The 17,661-nt window shown below is 51.1% G+C and carries 17 protein-coding genes; 4 read left to right on the top strand and 13 right to left on the bottom strand.

Going from position 1 to position 17,661, the window contains the following annotated elements:
- Nucleotides 1-358: 358 nt before the first annotated feature.
- From PsAD5_RS27985 to PsAD5_RS06505, 10 genes are all read right to left on the bottom strand, one after another.
- Complete coding sequence (locus tag PsAD5_RS27985) at nucleotides 359-529, bottom strand: hypothetical protein (RefSeq protein WP_193776998.1); 171 nt, start codon at nucleotides 527-529, stop codon at nucleotides 359-361.
- 547 nt (nucleotides 530-1,076) lie between these two features.
- A complete protein-coding gene (locus tag PsAD5_RS06545) occupies nucleotides 1,077-1,691 on the bottom strand; it encodes a TetR/AcrR family transcriptional regulator (RefSeq protein WP_063291510.1) in 615 nt (204 codons plus the stop codon).
- A gap of 11 nt (nucleotides 1,692-1,702) precedes the next feature.
- Nucleotides 1,703-2,560, bottom strand: a complete 858-nt coding sequence (locus tag PsAD5_RS06540; protein ID WP_063291509.1) for a crotonase/enoyl-CoA hydratase family protein — start codon at nucleotides 2,558-2,560, stop codon at nucleotides 1,703-1,705.
- Nucleotides 2,561-2,876: 316 nt separating this feature from the next.
- On the bottom strand, nucleotides 2,877-6,101 hold the full coding sequence (locus PsAD5_RS06535) for a 2Fe-2S iron-sulfur cluster-binding protein (RefSeq protein WP_063291508.1): 3,225 nt from the start codon (nucleotides 6,099-6,101) through the stop codon (nucleotides 2,877-2,879).
- A gap of 406 nt (nucleotides 6,102-6,507) precedes the next feature.
- Nucleotides 6,508-6,891 (bottom strand): hypothetical protein, encoded by a 384-nt coding sequence (locus PsAD5_RS06530; protein ID WP_063291507.1) that lies wholly within the window; start codon nucleotides 6,889-6,891, stop codon nucleotides 6,508-6,510.
- A 225-nt stretch (nucleotides 6,892-7,116) separates the two neighbouring features.
- Complete coding sequence (locus PsAD5_RS06525) at nucleotides 7,117-7,653, bottom strand: adenylate kinase (RefSeq protein WP_063291506.1); 537 nt, start codon at nucleotides 7,651-7,653, stop codon at nucleotides 7,117-7,119.
- Nucleotides 7,654-7,664: 11 nt separating this feature from the next.
- Complete coding sequence (locus PsAD5_RS06520; protein WP_063291505.1) at nucleotides 7,665-7,859, bottom strand: helix-turn-helix domain-containing protein; 195 nt, start codon at nucleotides 7,857-7,859, stop codon at nucleotides 7,665-7,667.
- Between the two features lie 34 nt (nucleotides 7,860-7,893).
- A complete protein-coding gene (locus tag PsAD5_RS06515) occupies nucleotides 7,894-9,039 on the bottom strand; it encodes a helix-turn-helix transcriptional regulator (protein WP_063291504.1) in 1,146 nt (381 codons plus the stop codon).
- Nucleotides 9,040-9,225: 186 nt separating this feature from the next.
- The gene (locus PsAD5_RS06510) at nucleotides 9,226-10,548 is read right to left on the bottom strand and encodes a sensor histidine kinase (RefSeq protein WP_208988514.1); all 1,323 of its coding nucleotides are present in this window, start codon (nucleotides 10,546-10,548) and stop codon (nucleotides 9,226-9,228) included.
- Nucleotides 10,538-11,242, bottom strand: a complete 705-nt coding sequence (locus tag PsAD5_RS06505) for a response regulator transcription factor (protein WP_084405921.1) — start codon at nucleotides 11,240-11,242, stop codon at nucleotides 10,538-10,540. The genes PsAD5_RS06510 and PsAD5_RS06505 overlap by 11 nt, the downstream gene beginning before the upstream one ends.
- 235 nt (nucleotides 11,243-11,477) lie before the next feature.
- On the opposite strand from PsAD5_RS06505, the gene PsAD5_RS06500 reads away from it, so the two are divergent.
- Nucleotides 11,478-11,888, top strand: a complete 411-nt coding sequence (locus PsAD5_RS06500) for an OsmC family protein (protein WP_063291502.1) — start codon at nucleotides 11,478-11,480, stop codon at nucleotides 11,886-11,888.
- Nucleotides 11,889-11,962: 74 nt separating this feature from the next.
- On the opposite strand, the gene PsAD5_RS06495 is transcribed toward PsAD5_RS06500, so the two are convergent.
- On the bottom strand, nucleotides 11,963-12,814 hold the full coding sequence (locus tag PsAD5_RS06495) for a PhzF family phenazine biosynthesis protein (protein WP_063291501.1): 852 nt from the start codon (nucleotides 12,812-12,814) through the stop codon (nucleotides 11,963-11,965).
- A gap of 126 nt (nucleotides 12,815-12,940) precedes the next feature.
- Here PsAD5_RS06495 and PsAD5_RS06490 point away from each other — a divergent pair, with 126 nt between their 5' ends.
- Nucleotides 12,941-13,384 carry an Lrp/AsnC family transcriptional regulator gene (locus tag PsAD5_RS06490; RefSeq protein ID WP_063290444.1) on the top strand — a complete coding sequence of 148 codons (444 nt, stop codon included), beginning with the start codon at nucleotides 12,941-12,943 and terminating at the stop codon, nucleotides 13,382-13,384.
- Here PsAD5_RS06490 and plsY read toward each other — a convergent pair.
- Nucleotides 13,376-14,047, bottom strand: a complete 672-nt coding sequence (gene plsY / locus PsAD5_RS06485) for a glycerol-3-phosphate 1-O-acyltransferase PlsY (RefSeq protein ID WP_063291500.1) — start codon at nucleotides 14,045-14,047, stop codon at nucleotides 13,376-13,378. The genes PsAD5_RS06490 and plsY overlap by 9 nt on opposite strands.
- A gap of 11 nt (nucleotides 14,048-14,058) precedes the next feature.
- Complete coding sequence (locus PsAD5_RS06480; RefSeq protein ID WP_057465420.1) at nucleotides 14,059-14,649, bottom strand: TetR/AcrR family transcriptional regulator; 591 nt, start codon at nucleotides 14,647-14,649, stop codon at nucleotides 14,059-14,061.
- A 248-nt stretch (nucleotides 14,650-14,897) separates the two neighbouring features.
- On the opposite strand from PsAD5_RS06480, the gene PsAD5_RS06475 reads away from it, so the two are divergent.
- Nucleotides 14,898-16,046 carry an isovaleryl-CoA dehydrogenase gene (locus tag PsAD5_RS06475; RefSeq protein WP_193776999.1) on the top strand — a complete coding sequence of 383 codons (1,149 nt, stop codon included), beginning with the start codon at nucleotides 14,898-14,900 and terminating at the stop codon, nucleotides 16,044-16,046.
- Nucleotides 16,046-17,653: a carboxyl transferase domain-containing protein gene (locus PsAD5_RS06470; protein WP_063291498.1), complete on the top strand. Its 1,608-nt coding sequence runs from the start codon at nucleotides 16,046-16,048 to the stop codon at nucleotides 17,651-17,653. Before PsAD5_RS06475 ends, PsAD5_RS06470 begins: the two co-directional genes overlap by 1 nt.
- Nucleotides 17,654-17,661 lie beyond the last annotated feature (8 nt).

Below are 17,661 nucleotides of genomic sequence, written 5' to 3'. Positions count from 1 at the left end.
CCAAGGTTGGAGCCAAAGAGATCAGCGTCACCAATCAGAGGCAACTCTTAAAGGACAGACACTAGAGAAAGACCAGATGCATATAAAGTGCGCGATAGTTGACCGGTCAGTGTTACAGCCGTGAGCCGTGAGCCGTGAGCCGTGAGCCGTGAGCCGTGAGCCGTGAGCCGTGAGCCCAAAAGCCAAACCAACACACAAAGCGCAACAACAAAAAAACACCTTCAGCAGCCAAAAAACACCACAACGCCAGATTTGAGAGGCTTTGCGTTTTTTTGCGTTCAAACCTGCAATGTTACATTGCTATGTAAAACCAGCAGGTCAAACAGCAGAGTAAGGCCACAAAAGACCTCGCACCAAGTCAGTCCAAAAAACAACTAAGAGCAAGATTCAGCAGCAGACTTATTCCCCATCTGCCAACATCTATTCCCGCTCCAGAAAAACATATCCCCGTACTCAGCACGACAACATCGGCATCGGCATCGGCATCGGCATCGGCATCGGCATCGGCATCGGCATCGGCATCGGACAAACCACAAAGCCAGCACTTTAAATCAAGTCAGCAAAAGCACTACAGCTCATTTAACTCAGCACCCCCAGGTCCAAGAGAACGCTCAATTCAACCCGGCACCGCACCCATCACAACAAGAAGGTTCCGTTTTAGCCCGATACTGCACGCACCACGACAAAAGCGCATTCACATAAGCCTAGCACTTCACCGCAAATACTCCTGTCCAACATGCGACAAGCACAAACGACATTAGCACCCGAAGCAAACGGCCAAACTCAAACTACTTCAAGCCTTCAAATCAAACCAATTCCAAATATCAACCCAATCTCGGCAACCCAATCACCACCAACAAAGACTCAAGGAGAACATTACAGGAATAGACCAAGATCAAAACAAGCTACACTATCAAAGCCAACACCAGACAACCCGACTATCGGTAAAACCCGAGTTCTTTGATAATCGAATAATGAACTTATTGAGTAGATCGTTCCCTGCTACTGGCTAACTTATACTTCACCAAGCTAGAATGCACCATCCGGCTTACACCTAGAAAGGAGGCAAAGGCCAATCACCGACGTAAAAACTGCTCCAACAGGTAGCGCCCGTCATAGTCCCAGTGAGACAACCGACCTGTATGTCCCATCACCAACAACCCCATGCAATGCGCAATCGCACCAGCCGGCCATTCCGGAGACCGACCTCCAGCACGAGCGCACCCCTCAATCAATGCAATCACCCTACTAACTTGCACGTTAAGAACACCATCAAGCTCACGCCCCAATCCAACCCGCTTCAATCCACTGAACACATACAAACCCAAAGCAAGATCATCCGGGCGTTCATTATAGAAATCAAAGAATGCAAGTACACCAGCCTGAGCCTTCTCTTCTATAGATAAGCAGGTTTTAATGGCCTCAGTGACATTGAAATGCAGCTGCTCTAGTGCTTCTTGTAAAACAGCACAGTAAAGCTCTTCTTTGCCATGAAAATAAGGGTAGATTGCACCGGTTGTACATCCGGCAGTTCGGGCAATGGAGCGCATCGAAGCCCCGTCGAGACCTTCTTTTGTGAAAACATCACGTGCAGCATTCACAATGAGCGACCGGCGTGTCCCTCTCAGATGGTCTGCCCGCATTTGGCGGGCATCAACCTTGGTGCTTTCTTGATCATGTAAATCAGGCATCGTTTCTCACATTAAAGAGGCGCATTAATCGGGCGATTAGCGGTCCAATCAAATGTGCCCTGATCACGCTCGCGAACAGCCTGTTTCCAAGACACGTCTTCCGCCCGCTGTTTAAAATTCATGCCTTCAGGGCTATGGCGCGTAATACCATCAAAGAGCGTCGCTATCATTTGCGTCTGGTAAAGCCCCATGGACTCAATCGCTTGGTTGATCATGAGTTTTTGCATCATCAGCTGGTTCACCGGAATACCAGCCATCCGCTCAGCAAGCATTTCAACTTCCTCATCAATTTGATCTAAGGGCACAGCTTTATGGATCAGACCAATTCGCTCTGCCTCTCGACCATCAATTTTGTCGCCAGTCAACAGCATGCGTTTTGCACGTTCCGGGCCAAGCCGATAAACCCACATTGCAGTTGTAGGACATCCCCACACTCGGACCGGCATGTAACCAATATGCGCATCCTCTGCCATAACAATCATGTCAGAACACAGTGCAATGTCGGAACCACCTGCAACGGCGTGGCCATGCACTTTTGCAATGACAGGCCGATAACTGCGCCACAACGACATGAATAGATCTGTGTTTTGTTTCATGAAGGCATAATCCTTCATAGGATCCCAAGGCATTTCCTGAACACCCGGATTACTTCCCTCCGTTTCAGCATAAGCCGTCAGGTCATATCCCGCACAAAACGCAGGCCCATTACCGCCAAGCACAATGACATGAACACCGTCATCTGAGTTCGCCCGTGCCACACAAGCCGCCAGCTCTTGCGGAATATCCATATCAATAGCATTCATCACCTCAGGCCTGTTCAGTGTGATGCGTGCGATACGGCCATCTTTTTCATAAAGTACCTTAGTCATAGTTCCCCCATAACGACTCAATAAAAATATAACACCGTTATACTTGAGGAAATTGGCCAATGGGAGAACCCAGCAGCCCAATCAACCTCTGGAATTTTCAGCCCTTAAAGTTGCTCTAAGTTCGGTTGAGCATTACGGCCCAACAGCAATACGGGCGTAATCCACCGATCTGGATGAATATATGCTCTCGCAATTCAGGAATCTCGACAAACAGCGCGCATTCTAACTTAGCTACAGGAGAGCACTAGAAAGTTATAAGAGGCGGAAACAACAGCTCCCGCCTCAAAACGTCAAAACCACATCATGAAAAATTCGTCTAGAGCTCAAGTCGAAGCTCGGCGCCCTCATTCTTCGCTCGGGAACAGCACAGAACCAGAGTGTCTTCTTTTTCTTTCCCACTCAGCACAAAGTCACGATGCTCCACTTCGGCACCTTGATATTTGGCCGTGCAGACCCCGCAAATGCCATCCGAGCATTTGGTTGGCACTGAAATTCCCTTCTCGTTCAGGACATCAGCTGCGCTCTTGTCCTCCGGGATCTCAATACGCTCACCCGTTGACGCCAGTTTCACAAAGAAGCTTGTGTTGACATAATCACCCTGATCCGGAACCGAGAAATACTCTTTATGCAAGCTCTCCTCAGACCAGCCTTGAGCAGCAGCAGTCTCCAGCACTCCATCCATGAAGACATCCGGACCACACGTGTAAACATGATACCCGTCTTCAAAGTCAGCCAGAATTGTGCTCAAATCTGCCCGTGTTCCTTCACTGGAACAATGAATGAAAGCCTTATCCGCCCAAGGTGCTCGCTGAATTTCATCGATGAACCCAGCCTTGTGGCGATGACGGAAACAGTAGTGCAACTCAAAAGGCTTCCCAAGCACATGCAAACGATGCGCCATTGCAATCATTGGTGTCACACCAATTCCACCGCCAAAGAGTAGGGTTTTCTTTGCATCTTCATGCAACGGAAAATGATTGATCGGTTTGGAAATGAAAACCCGGCGTCCTTCATCGAAGATCCGGTGCATGAGCGCTGAACCGCCGCGCCCCTCTTTCTCTTCCAAAACACCAATCACATATTTACTGCTGTCTGCCGGATCGCCCGCCAGTGAGTACTGGCGCAAAAACTCAGGAGCCACAACAACATCGATATGCGCTCCAGCTTCAAACACAGGCAACGGCGAGCCATCATCCAACATGAACTCGTAGCGCGATACACCTTCCGCTTCCACATCCACCTTAGACAGGCGAACTGCTAAGACCGGAGACGAACTCGCACTGACCTCATAAACAGGAGCCAGGTCATTCGACCCAACAGCAAGGCGGGCTTTGTATTCCTCAGCTGAAATCATATCCTGATAGGCCTTGATCCCTGCTTCCCGGTCCATCATGAACGGAAATGGCCATGGATGCGGCGCAAGATTGGCTGGATACACCGCCAGCGTCTGATCTTCATATTTAAGATCAAGGTCGAGCTGCAATTCGCGCGCATTGGTCTCTTCAGCAATCACATAATTACCATCACCGCTCGCAACCAGATCCCACCACCACTTTTTGACAGGGTTTATGGATCCATTGCCAAGCTTGTCATCCAGCTTGGCAAGAACTTTGGCAGAAGATGGCAGCTTCATTGCTGTCCAGCGGAACGGAGCTTCGCTGAACAATCCTTCAAGATTCCACGGACATGTTTTCATGCAGCGACCACACAAGGATCCCGCTGGCTGGGACACACGATAACGCGCGCACTTCTCAGAGTCTGACTTCCAGATCTCGTAGCCATTGAACATACGTTTCGGCCCAGCTGTGATCGCCCCAGATGGACACTCACGCGCACATTTATTGCAACTTTCGCAAAAGCGTTGCAGGCCAAAATCGATTGGCTTGTCGCAGGTGAACGGCATATCCGTCGTCACCACGCCAGATTTTAAGCGCGGGCCAAGGTAAGGGTTCAGAATAACCTCGCCAATACGGCTCACTTCCCCAAGACCAGAAAGCAGTAACAGCGGTGGCTGAAGAACTTCACCATCAACGACAGAGTGACAGCGGGCCGGATACCCTAGGCGGCGGATTTGTTCGGCAACGATACCGCCAATAATGGAGGTTCGCAGATACGCTCGCATCGACTGTGCGCCGGAGATCCAATCATCTCCGCTTGCGCCCTCCATCGTCTCATGCCCTTGATCCACCAGAATGGAGATCGCATTTTTATGGTAAGGCGTAATTGGCTCACCGCGCGCATCATGAGAATAGTAGGCGTGATCTGGGCAGCGGGATAGGCCAACAGCATCAGCACCAAGGAAATAGAGTGCCGACTTTACGTTGGCCGCGTTTTTATCCGGGTCTACCGCACTCGGCGAAACTTCAGAGGCGGTCTCACCATCTTGCAGCAAGATCAGCGCGGCAAGCGCACGGCGGGCGCAGTACCCCATCGGGTTTTTGGCGAGATACCCCCCATTTTTAGCAGCTTCCTGAAGGGGCTTACCCATATCGCCGAAAAGAGCACGCGCAAACATATCCGTCCGTTTAGGGACACGCGGCACGCGCGGCTCATCAATAAAGGTCGTTGTCTCGTCAACCCGCTTGATCTTCTCAAACGGGAACGCCCCCATGTGGTAATCGCGGCTCTCAAACGGTTTGCGATTAAAGGCATTCTTGAATGTCCCTATGCCCAGCTGCCATGCAGGGCCGTGAGAACTCCAGATATCCGCCAGTTTCCGTGGTGCAAGCGGCTGATCAGGTGTCAGTTCAAGCGTGGTCGTCACAGCCGCCAGTGTAAACTCGCGGCCAACATATGGATTGGAAACGACTGTTTCACCGTCTTTCTCAAGCACCTCCACCAATCCGGCAGAAACCGCCAACCGGTTCAGGTCCACATCAGCACTGCTCGTGGTATGCGCACGCGCCTCGACACCCAACAAGCGCAGGTAGTTGGCCAGAACCACAGCCACTTCAGCCGCGCGGATAGCAGAACGGTGCTCACAGGTACCCACAATCCAATCACCACCTGGCTCATCAGCTCTCGGCTCACGCGGATGCTCCATTAGCACCACCAGCGCAGAGCCATGATGTGTCACAGGTCCGGGGGTGGATGCGGCGCTGTCGCGGACATCAGCCATGGTCACGTCAATGCCAGCTGCCAGAGTCTTGGGCTGAAAGGTCTGAAGATCTTTTGCGAGCTTATCCAGATCAGGATTACGCAGCGATCGTTCAAGAAAATGATCAGGAACCAGATCACACGTACCCATCATAGTGGCATCGAAGAAATAACCAGCAGCTTTGAGGTGATTAGCCCTCTCCTGCGGATCATCCGGGATCTCTGAGGGCTTGGCGTTGTGTGCCCCATCGCGGATCGCATCCATGATCGCGCTGAAGGATGCCATCGAGTTGCTCAGGATCTCTGGATTATCGGCCTGTGAGAAAACCGTTGGCATCACCTCGGGCACAAGCCTCAGATCAACCACCTCATGCGTCCGCTTCAATCGTTCAGAAGGATATGGTCCAAGATGAACCTTTCTGTTTTTGTAGGAAAACAGACGCATATTACTCTCCCCCGGCCGGCTAGTTTGACGATACTATTATGTCCCGGCTTATTAGTTCTTGCAGCGGCTCAGTCCTCCCCGACCAAACCACTACGAAAATTCATCAATTAACTCTTAGGCATTGCTGAGCTCATGTCAACATTAAGCACCTTCATCACTACGACTTGAAAGAAAACACGCAGCCAGACGACAATATAATTGCCATCAAGATGATCACAATTGAGTTTTTCACTCAAAACACCCAGAATATGAGGATATACTGCCAGCTATCTAAACCACTCCGACAGACAAATCAGCCTCAATGAAATTCATCCGCGTACGCAGTCATAACGACAGCTTGAACCCATAAAAAACCGCTCCGTAATGATGAACCGAACGGTTGCTCATGCGACAGTAAGACGGACTGCTACTTAATTTCGATCTCATATGTGTTCCCACCAGATATGACACGTCCTGCCGAATACATCCGAAATTTGGTCACGACCTTATCTGTGCCCCGAAAGTCTTTATCCGGCGAATAGTACAGGATCAGATCGTTCGTTTGTTTACCCGCACATTTACCAGCTGTCTTTGGCAGTGCAGATCGGGACTGCACAAAACGAACGACACCATGCTCCGGTTTCTTAACAAAAGAGACTTTTGGTAAGGTCGCAGAGCTGCATGTTTCAGGAACGTAATAGCTATAAACGTTAAGTTTTGCAGTACGGTTTGCCGCAACCTGAGACCTGATCAACTCAGCATTTGCGCTGAATGAGAACACCACAAACAGGAAGACACAAATGTATTTCATCGCAATTCTCCAAAAATTTAAATCAAAATTATATAAACTAGAGAATCGACAAAGCACAATCAAACACATGTAATATTCATATTGAACACACAAGTAGATCTACTCTTTAATTTCACACCTATCCTTTACGTAAATCTACATTCACTCAAATAATCGCGGTGACATTTTAGAATATAAAATCTATTTTTATCTACAAAAGCCCATAAACTATTGATTATGCAATGCTCATGCAGATGTTTGCAGTACTTTTGCAACCAGATCATCACGCTCTAATCTTCCATCAAGACGCAATACAGGCATTTTGCATTCTTTCAGCCAGGCTTCATGCCTATGCCGGCTCCTGCCAGAAAAGTCGGGTTGCTCATACTGCGATGCCCACTGAAAGAAAGCCTCGTGCGTCTCAAACATGTCGCCACCTTCAAGAATACGATCCCCAAAACGTTCCATTTCTCGTTTTTTCAATCGCTGCAAGCGCTCGTCTTGCGGTACACTGATGAAAACAACAAGCGTGCTTTGAGAGACAAGCTCTTTCGCCCAGCCCTCACAAGCTCCACTCAAAACCCAACCACCTTCGCCCATCGCTGGTTTCATGAGCGCAACCCGCTCTTCTTGAGGCTGTTTTACTGCGAAGGGTGGTTCTGTTTGCTCCCAAAAGTAATCATCAGAATCCACATGAGGAACTGGAAGAGCATGAGCAAGTCGATGGCCAAGCGTGGTCGAACCTGCGCATGAAGCTCCGAAGACATAAATACGTTTATGCAATGCAAGAACCTTTATTGCTTAGACAATGAGGATGGAACTCGCGCAGCAAAATCACTGGCAATGCGAACAAGCTCACTTTGAGACCCAAAGCCAGCCTTTTCCGTTATTCGTGCCATATGATTGCGCGCAGTATTGTAGCTGATATGCATTTTGTCAGCTGTCTCCCGCATAGACAAGTCAACAACAAGACACAGTTCAGGAAACACTACATCTGAACACCATTCAAATCCTCAGGAACTGTCATCTCACGTTCTGTCGCGGCACCCTCGCAGCCAGGTCACTTGCAAGTCGAACCAACTCACTTTGAGAATTTACAGAAACCTTGTCGGCAATTCGCGCCATATGATTGCGTGCAGTGTTGTAGCTGATCTCCAGAGCGTGAGAAGTCTCTCCCACAGATGCCCCACGAACCAGATACTGGAGCAACTCAGCCTCACGTTTGGAAACCCCAAAATAACGTTGAAGGTTGTCCAACTCCGCCAAGGGCTGGTCACCCGGATCCATTATCATGCAAAGGAGTGGCTGCGGCCCGCGTACAAAGGGCGCCAGATAAGCAGGCGTCTCTGAAAGCACATTGATAGGCATCACAACAAAGAACGGATTGGGCGCCGCCTCACCATTCAGGACCAGTGGCCCCAGAGGCTTACCAGAAGTCCGGCACCGTAAAATCGCATCCTCAAACAACTTTCGATGCTCATTATGGCGAGAGGAAATCTCTCCACGACGGTCAATAAAGAAGCTCTGGCTGGAACTGAAAAATACCTCTGCCTGCTTGTTAGCAAAAGCAACGTGATGCCCTTGATCCAAAATAAACGCCGCACTTGGAATACGATCCAGCCAGAAGGAGTAGGCGTCAGTCAAACCGCGTCTTTGCTCAAGATGCAACGCAACCGAAAACGCATTTTGAAAATGAGGTCTGACAGTTTCAAGAGTTTTCTCAAGCTGCATTGCATCAGGACCATCAAAATCAGATTGCACCGCTACAGAAACCATGGCCGCATCCATCCCCTGACGGTGGATCATAAAGCCGCGAACACGATCAAACACTCCATAATCGCTGAAGACCAGATCAAAGAAATCAGTATCCCGAATTTCATCTTGGCTGATGAAATCCTCGGTATGAATTAAGGCATTCAATGGAGCAAATTTAGCAAATCGGGGCAATGGATTGCTCTGGCCCGCAGCAAGTATCTTTGCTTCCATGTCCTCTTTTGTATTGAGGAAAGTCATGTGATGATATTCAAGCGAGCTGAGTGAGACGATCTTGTAACAGAGCATGGTCTCACGAAAGGACGATGCCATAGGCTCAAAAGCCTGCCCAATATCCTCACCAAGAGCGATATTGGCATAAAGCCGCTGGACCATTTCATCGTGTATGCTTTGCATCACCCCACCCGAATCGGACAAATACCCCTTCTGTCTCTACGTAAATTAAATAGTAAAATTTTCAGATATCAATAAAATTGAAGAATATTTTCTTTGAACCGCCATAAATAGAAGATTCAAACTAGAAATACCCTTGTAATATCATGACGAATCTCAGTTATTCATGACAAATACAAATAATTGAAACTACTCTCTACCAGTATCAGTAGGTCTCAAAACCAGACGTGTGATGATGGCATCCTGTTGTTCTTCAAGAGTAAAATCCCAGCCCATCCGTCGTGCTATACGCTCACAAAGTGAAAGACCGAAGCCGAAGCTTTCCTCATAAACAGAGGTAGCATCCGCTTTGGTGCCAGCTGAAACGGGGTTTTCAATCTCAAAGACCCCATTTTGATAACTAATTTTGATCTCACCCTTTTGGGCATGTTGAAACGCGTTACGGATCAGATTGCCAAACAGGATCAGCAAAGGTGCTTTAGGCAACTCAGCCTCATCCTCACTCAAGTCCAGCACTTCTGTGAGCGGTTTATTGCCCTTCAGATAAGACAGTTCTTCAATGCACCCTACAATTAGCTTTGCTGGCACGAGCTTCTCAACTCGCGGCGGTGCAGAGCTTTCCCTGCCCAGCCAAAGCAAAGTCTCTACAATGATGCGCATGTTCAAATTAGCCCGCTGTATCCGCTCCACGGGCACAGTATCCTCAGAACCACTTTCCTGGCTCTTCAGCAGCGCAATATTGCCGGCAATCACCGTAATCGGTGTCCGCAACTCATGGCTCGCATAACGCAGGAATGTCTGCTCACGTTCAACAAACTCAGAAATACGGGAAACAGTGTATGTGAGCTTCACAGCAAGGTTATTCAGTTCGCGGAACCTGAAGTTGGGCGGTGTCTCACCCACATTCTCAGCATTCAATGACTGAGCCCAGTTTTCCAGATTCTGGATCGGTCGGATCAACCGCTTAGATAAAATGCGCGCACTCACAAAGGTGGCGAGTAGATTGACGATCCCTACAATTGCAAAGGCAAGAAGGACCACCTGATCCTCTTCGGAGCCCTCCAGATACTCTTCTGTACTCTCAAGCGTGATGTAAAGGTTGCGGCCATCTTCCAGCGGATAAATGTACAGATAGAGATAATAGGTCTCCTTGCAATTGCCCTCAGCATCACAGCCTCGATCTTCATCATCGTAGTACAGCTCCAGCGGCTCCAATGGCTCCTCTTTGAAACGACGAGACATTTCAGCAGGCAACGCTTCAAGCGAAAAGGCACTCTGAATAAGGTAGGTCTCAGGCAGCGGAGCATCAGGATTTGCCTTTACGGCCTCCTCGTAACTTTCGCCCAGATCCTCAAGTAGGTAGATGATGCTCTCATCTGAGCCAGCTACAAAGAAGATTGGCAGTAAAAACGTGTAGACCAGCAACAGCAGAATAACGCCCAGAAAGAAAGCGATACCAAGTTCACGAAAAATGCTGCGTCCGCGCACTCTGGCTGCTTTCTTATTCACCATCCACTTTCTCCCTCAGGCTATAACCCCCGTTTGCATCTCGGCAGATAATTTCAGATTCGGCAGGGCGTTGGATTTGCTGGCGAAGTTTGTACAAATGCACATTAAGGCTGTTGCTCTCTGGCGGCTCATCCCCCCACAGCCCACGCTCCAACTGCTCTCGGCTCACCGAAGCTGGGCTATGTTTGCTCAAAATACCCAGAATCTTCCAGGCCGTCGGAGAAAGACGCAAAACACGATCTCCACGCTTTGCAATATTTTGGGCAAAATCCACCTGCAGATCAGCAACCTCAAACAGCTTCGTTTTCGCGCTCCGCCGTCCGGAAAGCGCCCGCAGTCTCACAACCAGTTCCTCAAAGGCAAAGGGTTTGACCAAATAGTCATCCGTCCCGGCTTCAAATCCAGCCAGCTTGTCAGAAAGTTCGTCACGCGCAGTCAGCATCAGAACTGGGCGGTCAATACCTTCCCGGCGCAGCGTTTCACAAACCGTAAGACCATCCATCTTAGGCAATGTCAGATCAAGAATGATAACGTCAAAATAACCCTGCCGCGCAAACTCGAGACCCGCCTCACCATTGTAAGCGTGATCGCAACTGATACCGTGGATTTTCAACACATCAGCAATCGTTCCAGCCAAATCCAGGTCATCTTCAACCAGCAGCGCAAGCAGGTTTTCAGTCTCATTCGTTGCCATCATTTTCCCTGCCAAACTCGCTAGTCAATTCCGCCAATTGAACACATCCATACTGTAGCAGCATGTGCCTCACACCCACCCACATTGTGTTTACAACATATTCCTGTAGAGCAAGCCCAATAACCAACGAGTGAACGCTGCTGTATTTTTCACCTATGCTGCATATTTACGTAAGCCGCGAGTTACTCGTATACATGCCAGACCAACTGCAAACTCCGAGAACTCCTGAGACATTAGCATGCCGATAAAAATGAAACCCAAGTCCTATGGCCCGCTGACGGTCGCTTCGCATGAGTATGGACAGTTCTGGGTGACCAATGAGTTCGGTCATCAATACTCGGCAGGCTACGGAGACTCCGATGAGTTCTCTGCCCCTTCAGACTTGATCATGTCTGCCCTTGGGTCGTGTATGGCAATCTCCTTGGAGATGGTAGCCAGGCAACAGAAGGTCTCACTCGGCAATGTCTACATCACCGTAAAAGCTGAAAAAGCATCCACGCTGCCTCACCGCTTTGGCAGCTTCCACTTGGAATTTGCTCTCCCTGAGTTTGAGAACCGCGAGAAAGCAGAGATCCTGATCAAAGCCGCCAAAGAGATATGTACGGTGTCCAACACACTAAACGCGGAAATCCACCTCTCACTCGTCTAAGGAGGCCCTCACCGCAGCAAAAAGCCCAAGGCAGACTGCCTCGGGCTAAACGTCCCACAGTACCAAGAAACGCGTTAGATCATCCGTCGCGCACTGCCAGAAATACGAATGGAGCTACCAGCTTCAGCAGGAATTTCTGCCGAAATGAGTGACCTCGCTCCCATATCTTCTCCCTGCACAATCCGGATTTCACCAGCATGTGCCCAGCCAATATCCCGCAGGTAACCAGAAAACGCCGCAGCAGCAGCACCCGTGGCCGGGTCTTCAAACACGCCAGCTGACGCAAACGCATTGCGCACATCAAACTCTTGCAGCCCGCGAACATGAACCAGCATGATCGTCACCAGCCCCTGCCCAAGCATAAACTGCTTCATGGCTCCCAGATCATAAGCCATGCCCGCCAACTTGGCTCTGTCAGTCAATGCCAGCACCAGATGATCCGCACCACCATGAATACGCGCAGGTGGAATGCGAAGATCCAGATCACCTTCACTCAAACTAAGCAGGTCAAGCAGCTGAACTTTCACGTCATTTTCCAATGCGGCGCTCTTGGTCTGCGGAGATTGCAGAGCTGCTTGCAACTGACCGTTCTCCTGCCAGCTCTCCACTGAAATCACAGTTTCATTCAATACAAGGCGATGGACTTTCCGGCCATGCTGCTGAGCCAGAACCGCGCCCAGCGCAATCGTTGCGTGCCCGCAAAATGGCACTTCATTCTCTGGAGAGAAGTACCGCACGCGATACCCCTCTTCGTTGGCCAGAGGCACCGCAAACACAGTTTCAGAATAGCCGAGATCAGCCGCAATAGACTGCATCTGCGCATCAGGAAGCATCACATCCCCCACCAGCACGCCAGCAGGATTGCCACCTTCCTCTCCATGAGAAAACGCCGAGATATGTTGAAGCGCTAAAAGATCTGTCTGCATAAGAACCTCCAATCGTCAGGATTGAAAAAATAACCAGCAACAGCTCTATGCAATATAGAAAAAGAAAGGCAAATTACACTTTCTACCCTCACAAAATAAAGCGATCAGACGAAAGCACCTAATGAGATGAAACAGCTGGATGAAACTGCCTGCAAAATCCTTGAGATCCTGGAGCGAGACGGCAGAATCTCAATCAGTGAACTGGCCAGCCGCATCGGCCTCTCCGCCCCCAGCACCACAGAGCGTGTCCGCAAGCTGGAGCAGGACGGCATCATCACAGGCTTTACGGTAGAGATAAACCCAAAGGCACTCGGCTATAGTCTGGAAGCAATCGTTCGCATCCAGCCAAGCCCCGGCAATCTGCACGTCGTAGAGCAACTCATCCTCAACGAGCCCCGCTTCACCTCCTGCGACAAGGTCACCGGAGAAGACTGCTTCGTCACACGCATCTACCTAAAAGACGTCAGCGAACTCGACGACCTGCTCGACCCCCTCCACGAAAAAGCAATGACCAATACTTCGATAGTAAAGGCTTCCCCGATCAAGAACAGGATGGTTCCGCTACGATGAGGGCTTACCACTCTTAAAACGCAGCTTATTCTCAGTACCGGAGAGCAGTCTACCAATATTCGCACGGTGCTTGGCAACCACGATAAACGCCATCACCATTGCGAAGGCCTGGAAGTAGAGTGTGTGACCAAACACCGGAATGAAAGAAAGCACAACGAACAGCAGCGCCGCGCAGATTGAGCCCAGAGAGACAAAGCGGGTCGCGGCAACAATAACTACGAAAGAGCTTAGGCAGCTTAGTGCTATAATCGGATCCAGCATGAAAAGCACGGCAGCTGCAGTCAGCACGCCTTTACCACCTCTGAAACCAAAAAACACCGGCCAATTGTGCCCAACAATGGCACCTGCCCCAGCAAGCAGCATGCTCATACTGTCTATCGCCACGCCTGAACCTGCATAAACACCCAGATACAGGCCAACCAGACAAGCAGCAACGCCTTTCAGGATATCTCCGACAAGAACAAGCAGTGCAGCGGGTTTGCCAAGCACGCGCAGTGCAGCGGGTTTGCCAAGCACGCGCAGTGCATTGGTGAGCCCGGCAGATTTGCTGCCATACTCCCGTATGTCCTTGCCGTACATCTTCCCAGCCAGCACTGCCGTGCTGATACTGCCCAGCAGATAGCCAGCTCCAAGAGCTGCAAAAAGCTTAACCAGATCAATCACAAGAATAGCCCTTAGCCCACAACGCCTTGCAGCACCATCTTCTGGTGCACCTCGATAATCTCATCGATACTAAGGCGTCCGTCAGGGCGATACCAGAAGCAAACGCCGGTCAGCATGGCGATGATAGCAAAGGCGGCAACTTCCAAATCCACAGAGGGAAACACACCCGCCTTTACACCATCGGACAGAATGCGCCGCAGATTGGCCTCGTACTGGCTGCGCTTGGTCACCACATCAGCCCGATAGTCCTCACCAAGTGAACGCAACTCCAGATTCGCAATCACAACGTCTGCACGGCGCTCAATATGATAGCGAATGTGAAACGCAACAAACGCCTTGAGACGGGAAACGGGATCATCGCCCTTGCCCTCCAGCTTCTCCCAGTTCTCAATCAGGCTGATCATATGCTGGTTCATCAGCGCCTGAAGCAGCTCGTCCTTGCTCTCAACATAGCGATAGACAGACCCCGGCTGTACGCCCACCTCAGCAGCAAGCTGGCGAAGCGTCATCGCCTCAAAGCCCTTGGCTTCAATCAGCTTTTTCGCTGCTGCGTAAATCGCAGTTTTTGTATCTGCACCAACGGAGCCTTTGGTTCGTGCCACGGTCTAAACCTTTTCCAATCAATCAGGAGACGCAATGTTTCAGCGCATGCCCGAGCGATGCCTAGCAGTTTTCGGGAAAGAATACGCAACAGGAAATGCGCCCTAAGGGTTATTGCATAGTAGCTGAGCCCCTGCTATTAATCAAACGAACGTTCGTTTAATTAATTTACGATCCACTGGGAAGCTCGATAAAGAGCGTGGATCGCAGAGCTTCGGTAGCAGGAGGAAGCGCCGTGTTTGACGCTGTAATGAATTTTGGTCTTGGTGAAGATATTGACGCTCTGCGCGAAACCATTCGCCGTTGGGCACAAGACAAGCTAGCGCCGCGCGCCGCTGAGATCGACGAGACCAACGAGTTCCCCAATGATCTCTGGAAAGAGATGGGGAACCTTGGTGTACTTGGCATGACAGCCGACCCGGAATACGGCGGCACCGGCATGGGCTATCTCGCCCACGTTGTTGCGGTTGAGGAAATCTCCCGCGCCTCCGCATCTGTTGGCCTGTCTTACGGTGCGCATTCCAACCTCTGCGTAAACCAGATCAACCGTCATGGTACTGTTGAGCAAAAAGCAAAGTACCTGCCAAAGCTTTGCTCTGGCGAGCATGTCGGCTCTCTGGCCATGTCCGAGCCCGGTGCAGGCTCCGACGTTGTTTCCATGAAACTGCGCGCTGAAAAGCGCAATGACCGCTACGTGCTCAACGGCAACAAAATGTGGATCACAAACGGCCCTGACGCCTCCACTCTGGTGGTCTACGCAAAGACTGATCCGGATGCTGGCCCCAAAGGCATGACAGCTTTCATCATCGAAAAAGGTATGAAGGGCTTCTCCACGGCGCAAAAGCTGGACAAGCTCGGCATGCGCGGCTCCAACACGTGTGAGCTGGTGTTTGAAGACTGCGAAGTCCCATATGAAAACGTCCTTGGTGAAGAAGGTCGCGGTGTAAACGTGCTGATGTCCGGTCTGGACTATGAGCGCGTTGTCCTTTCCGGTGGTCCACTCGGCATCATGGCAGCAGCCATGGACATCGTCGTGCCTTACATCCACGAGCGCAAACAGTTCGGCAAAGCCATCGGTGAATTCCAGCTGATGCAGGGCAAACTCGCAGACATGTACACCCTGATGAACGCCTCCCGTTCCTACGTGTACGCCGTCGCAAATGCGTGTGACCGCGGTGAAACCACCCGTAAGGATTCCGCTGGCTGTATCCTCTATTCCGCAGAAAACGCAACTAAACTGGCACTGGAAGCTATCCAGTCCCTCGGCGGCAATGGTTACATCAACGAGTACCCAACCGGTCGCCTGCTGCGTGATGCAAAACTCTATGAAATCGGCGCAGGCACCTCAGAAATCCGCCGCATGCTGATTGGTCGTGAGCTTTTCCAGGAAACCAAGTAATGGCTGTCATCAAGTCTCAGGCTGCAACGGGTTCGGAAAGCTTTAAAAACAACCGCACTCTGCACCTCGCCGCAATGGATGAGGTCCGCGCCGCAAGCCAGCAAGCTCTGTTGGGTGGGGGTGAAGGCCCTCGCGAACGGCACGTGTCTCGTGGGAAAATCCTCCCGCGTGAGCGCGTTGCTCGTCTGATCGATCCGGGCTCTCCGTTTCTGGAAGTCGGTCAGTTCGCTGCCCACAACATGTATGAGGGCGCCTCGCCTTCAGCAGGCATTGTCACCGGCATCGGTCGGGTCAACGGCATCGAATGTATGATCGTTGCCAACGATGCCACGGTAAAAGGCGGCACCTATTATCCGCTGACAGTCAAGAAGCACCTCCGCGCCCAAGAAATTGCCATGGAGAACAATCTCACATGCATTTACTTGGTGGACTCCGGCGGCGCTAATCTGCCTCAGCAGGATGAGGTGTTTCCGGATAAAGAGCACTTCGGCCGTATTTTCTACAATCAAGCCAACATGTCCGCAAAGGGCATTCCGCAAATCGCGGTGGTCATGGGCTCCTGTACCGCTGGCGGCGCATACGTGCCAGCCATGTGCGATGAGACCATCATCGTGAAAGAGCAAGGCACCATCTTCCTCGCCGGTCCTCCACTGGTGAAAGCCGCCACGGGCGAAGTGGTTTCTGCTGAAGACTTGGGCGGTGGGGATGTTCACACCCGCCTCTCCGGTGTGGCAGACCACTTGGCCCGTGACGACGCTCATGCGTTGGCTCTGGCCCGTCAGGCCGTGTCCAATCTCAACCGCCGCAAGCCAGACCAGCTTCTGCTGCAATCGCCGGAAGATCCGCTTTACGATCCGGAAGAAATCCTCGGCGTTGTCCCGGCAGACCTGAAAACACCATATGATGTGCGCGAAGTCATCGCCCGTGTGGTGGACGGCTCTCGCTTTGACGAATTCAAAGCCCGCTATGGCACCACCCTTGTCACTGGCTTTGCCCACATCCACGGCATGCCTGTCGGCATCATCGCCAACAACGGCATCTTGTTCTCAGAAGCTGCGCTGAAAGGCGCCCACTTTGTGGAGCTGTGCTGCCAGCGTAAAATCCCGCTGGTCTTCCTGCAAAACATCACCGGTTTCATGGTCGGGCAAAAGTATGAAGCAGGCGGCATCGCAAAAGACGGCGCTAAACTGGTAACAGCCGTGGCATGCGCAAAAGTTCCAAAAATCACCATGCTCATTGGCGGCTCCTTCGGCGCTGGCAACTACGGCATGTGTGGCCGCGCCTACTCACCACGCATGCTCTGGACATGGCCAAGCTCCCGCATTTCCGTCATGGGCGGCCCTCAGGCAGCAGGTGTGCTGGCAACAGTGCGCCGGGATGGCATTGAGCGCAAAGGCGGAACTTGGTCTGCAGAAGAGGAAGCAACCTTCAAACAGCCGATCATTGATCAGTTTGAAGAGCAAGGGCACCCGCTCTACGCCTCCGCACGCCTCTGGGATGACGGCATCGTCGACCCGCGCAAAACCCGTGACGTCCTGGCACTGTCCATCGCAGCAAGCCTCAACGCACCAATCGAAGAAACGCCCTTCGGCGTCTTCCGCATGTAAGGGGCTCG

It is taken from the genome of Pseudovibrio sp. Ad5, from assembly GCF_001623095.1.
Classification (GTDB): Bacteria; Pseudomonadota; Alphaproteobacteria; order Rhizobiales; family Stappiaceae; genus Pseudovibrio.
Note: the sequence above shows the minus strand (reverse complement) of the source record. Positions and strands in the feature narration are given on the sequence as shown.

Coding starts and splice junctions, on each gene's coding strand:
- PsAD5_RS06505 (WP_084405921.1), bottom strand. CDS start 11,242: ATGATGGCAACGAATGAGACTGAAAACCTGCTTGCGCTGCTGGTTGAA.
- PsAD5_RS06535 (WP_063291508.1), bottom strand. CDS start 6,101: ATGCGTCTGTTTTCCTACAAAAACAGAAAGGTTCATCTTGGACCATAT.
- PsAD5_RS06495 (WP_063291501.1), bottom strand. CDS start 12,814: ATGCAGACAGATCTTTTAGCGCTTCAACATATCTCGGCGTTTTCTCAT.
- PsAD5_RS06500 (WP_063291502.1), top strand. CDS start 11,478: ATGCCGATAAAAATGAAACCCAAGTCCTATGGCCCGCTGACGGTCGCT.
- PsAD5_RS06540 (WP_063291509.1), bottom strand. CDS start 2,560: ATGACTAAGGTACTTTATGAAAAAGATGGCCGTATCGCACGCATCACA.
- PsAD5_RS06490 (WP_063290444.1), top strand. CDS start 12,941: ATGAAACAGCTGGATGAAACTGCCTGCAAAATCCTTGAGATCCTGGAG.
- PsAD5_RS06470 (WP_063291498.1), top strand. CDS start 16,046: ATGGCTGTCATCAAGTCTCAGGCTGCAACGGGTTCGGAAAGCTTTAAA.
- PsAD5_RS06545 (WP_063291510.1), bottom strand. CDS start 1,691: ATGCCTGATTTACATGATCAAGAAAGCACCAAGGTTGATGCCCGCCAA.
- PsAD5_RS06510 (WP_208988514.1), bottom strand. CDS start 10,548: ATGGTGAATAAGAAAGCAGCCAGAGTGCGCGGACGCAGCATTTTTCGT.
- PsAD5_RS06475 (WP_193776999.1), top strand. CDS start 14,898: ATGAATTTTGGTCTTGGTGAAGATATTGACGCTCTGCGCGAAACCATT.
- PsAD5_RS06515 (WP_063291504.1), bottom strand. CDS start 9,039: ATGCAAAGCATACACGATGAAATGGTCCAGCGGCTTTATGCCAATATC.
- PsAD5_RS06530 (WP_063291507.1), bottom strand. CDS start 6,891: ATGAAATACATTTGTGTCTTCCTGTTTGTGGTGTTCTCATTCAGCGCA.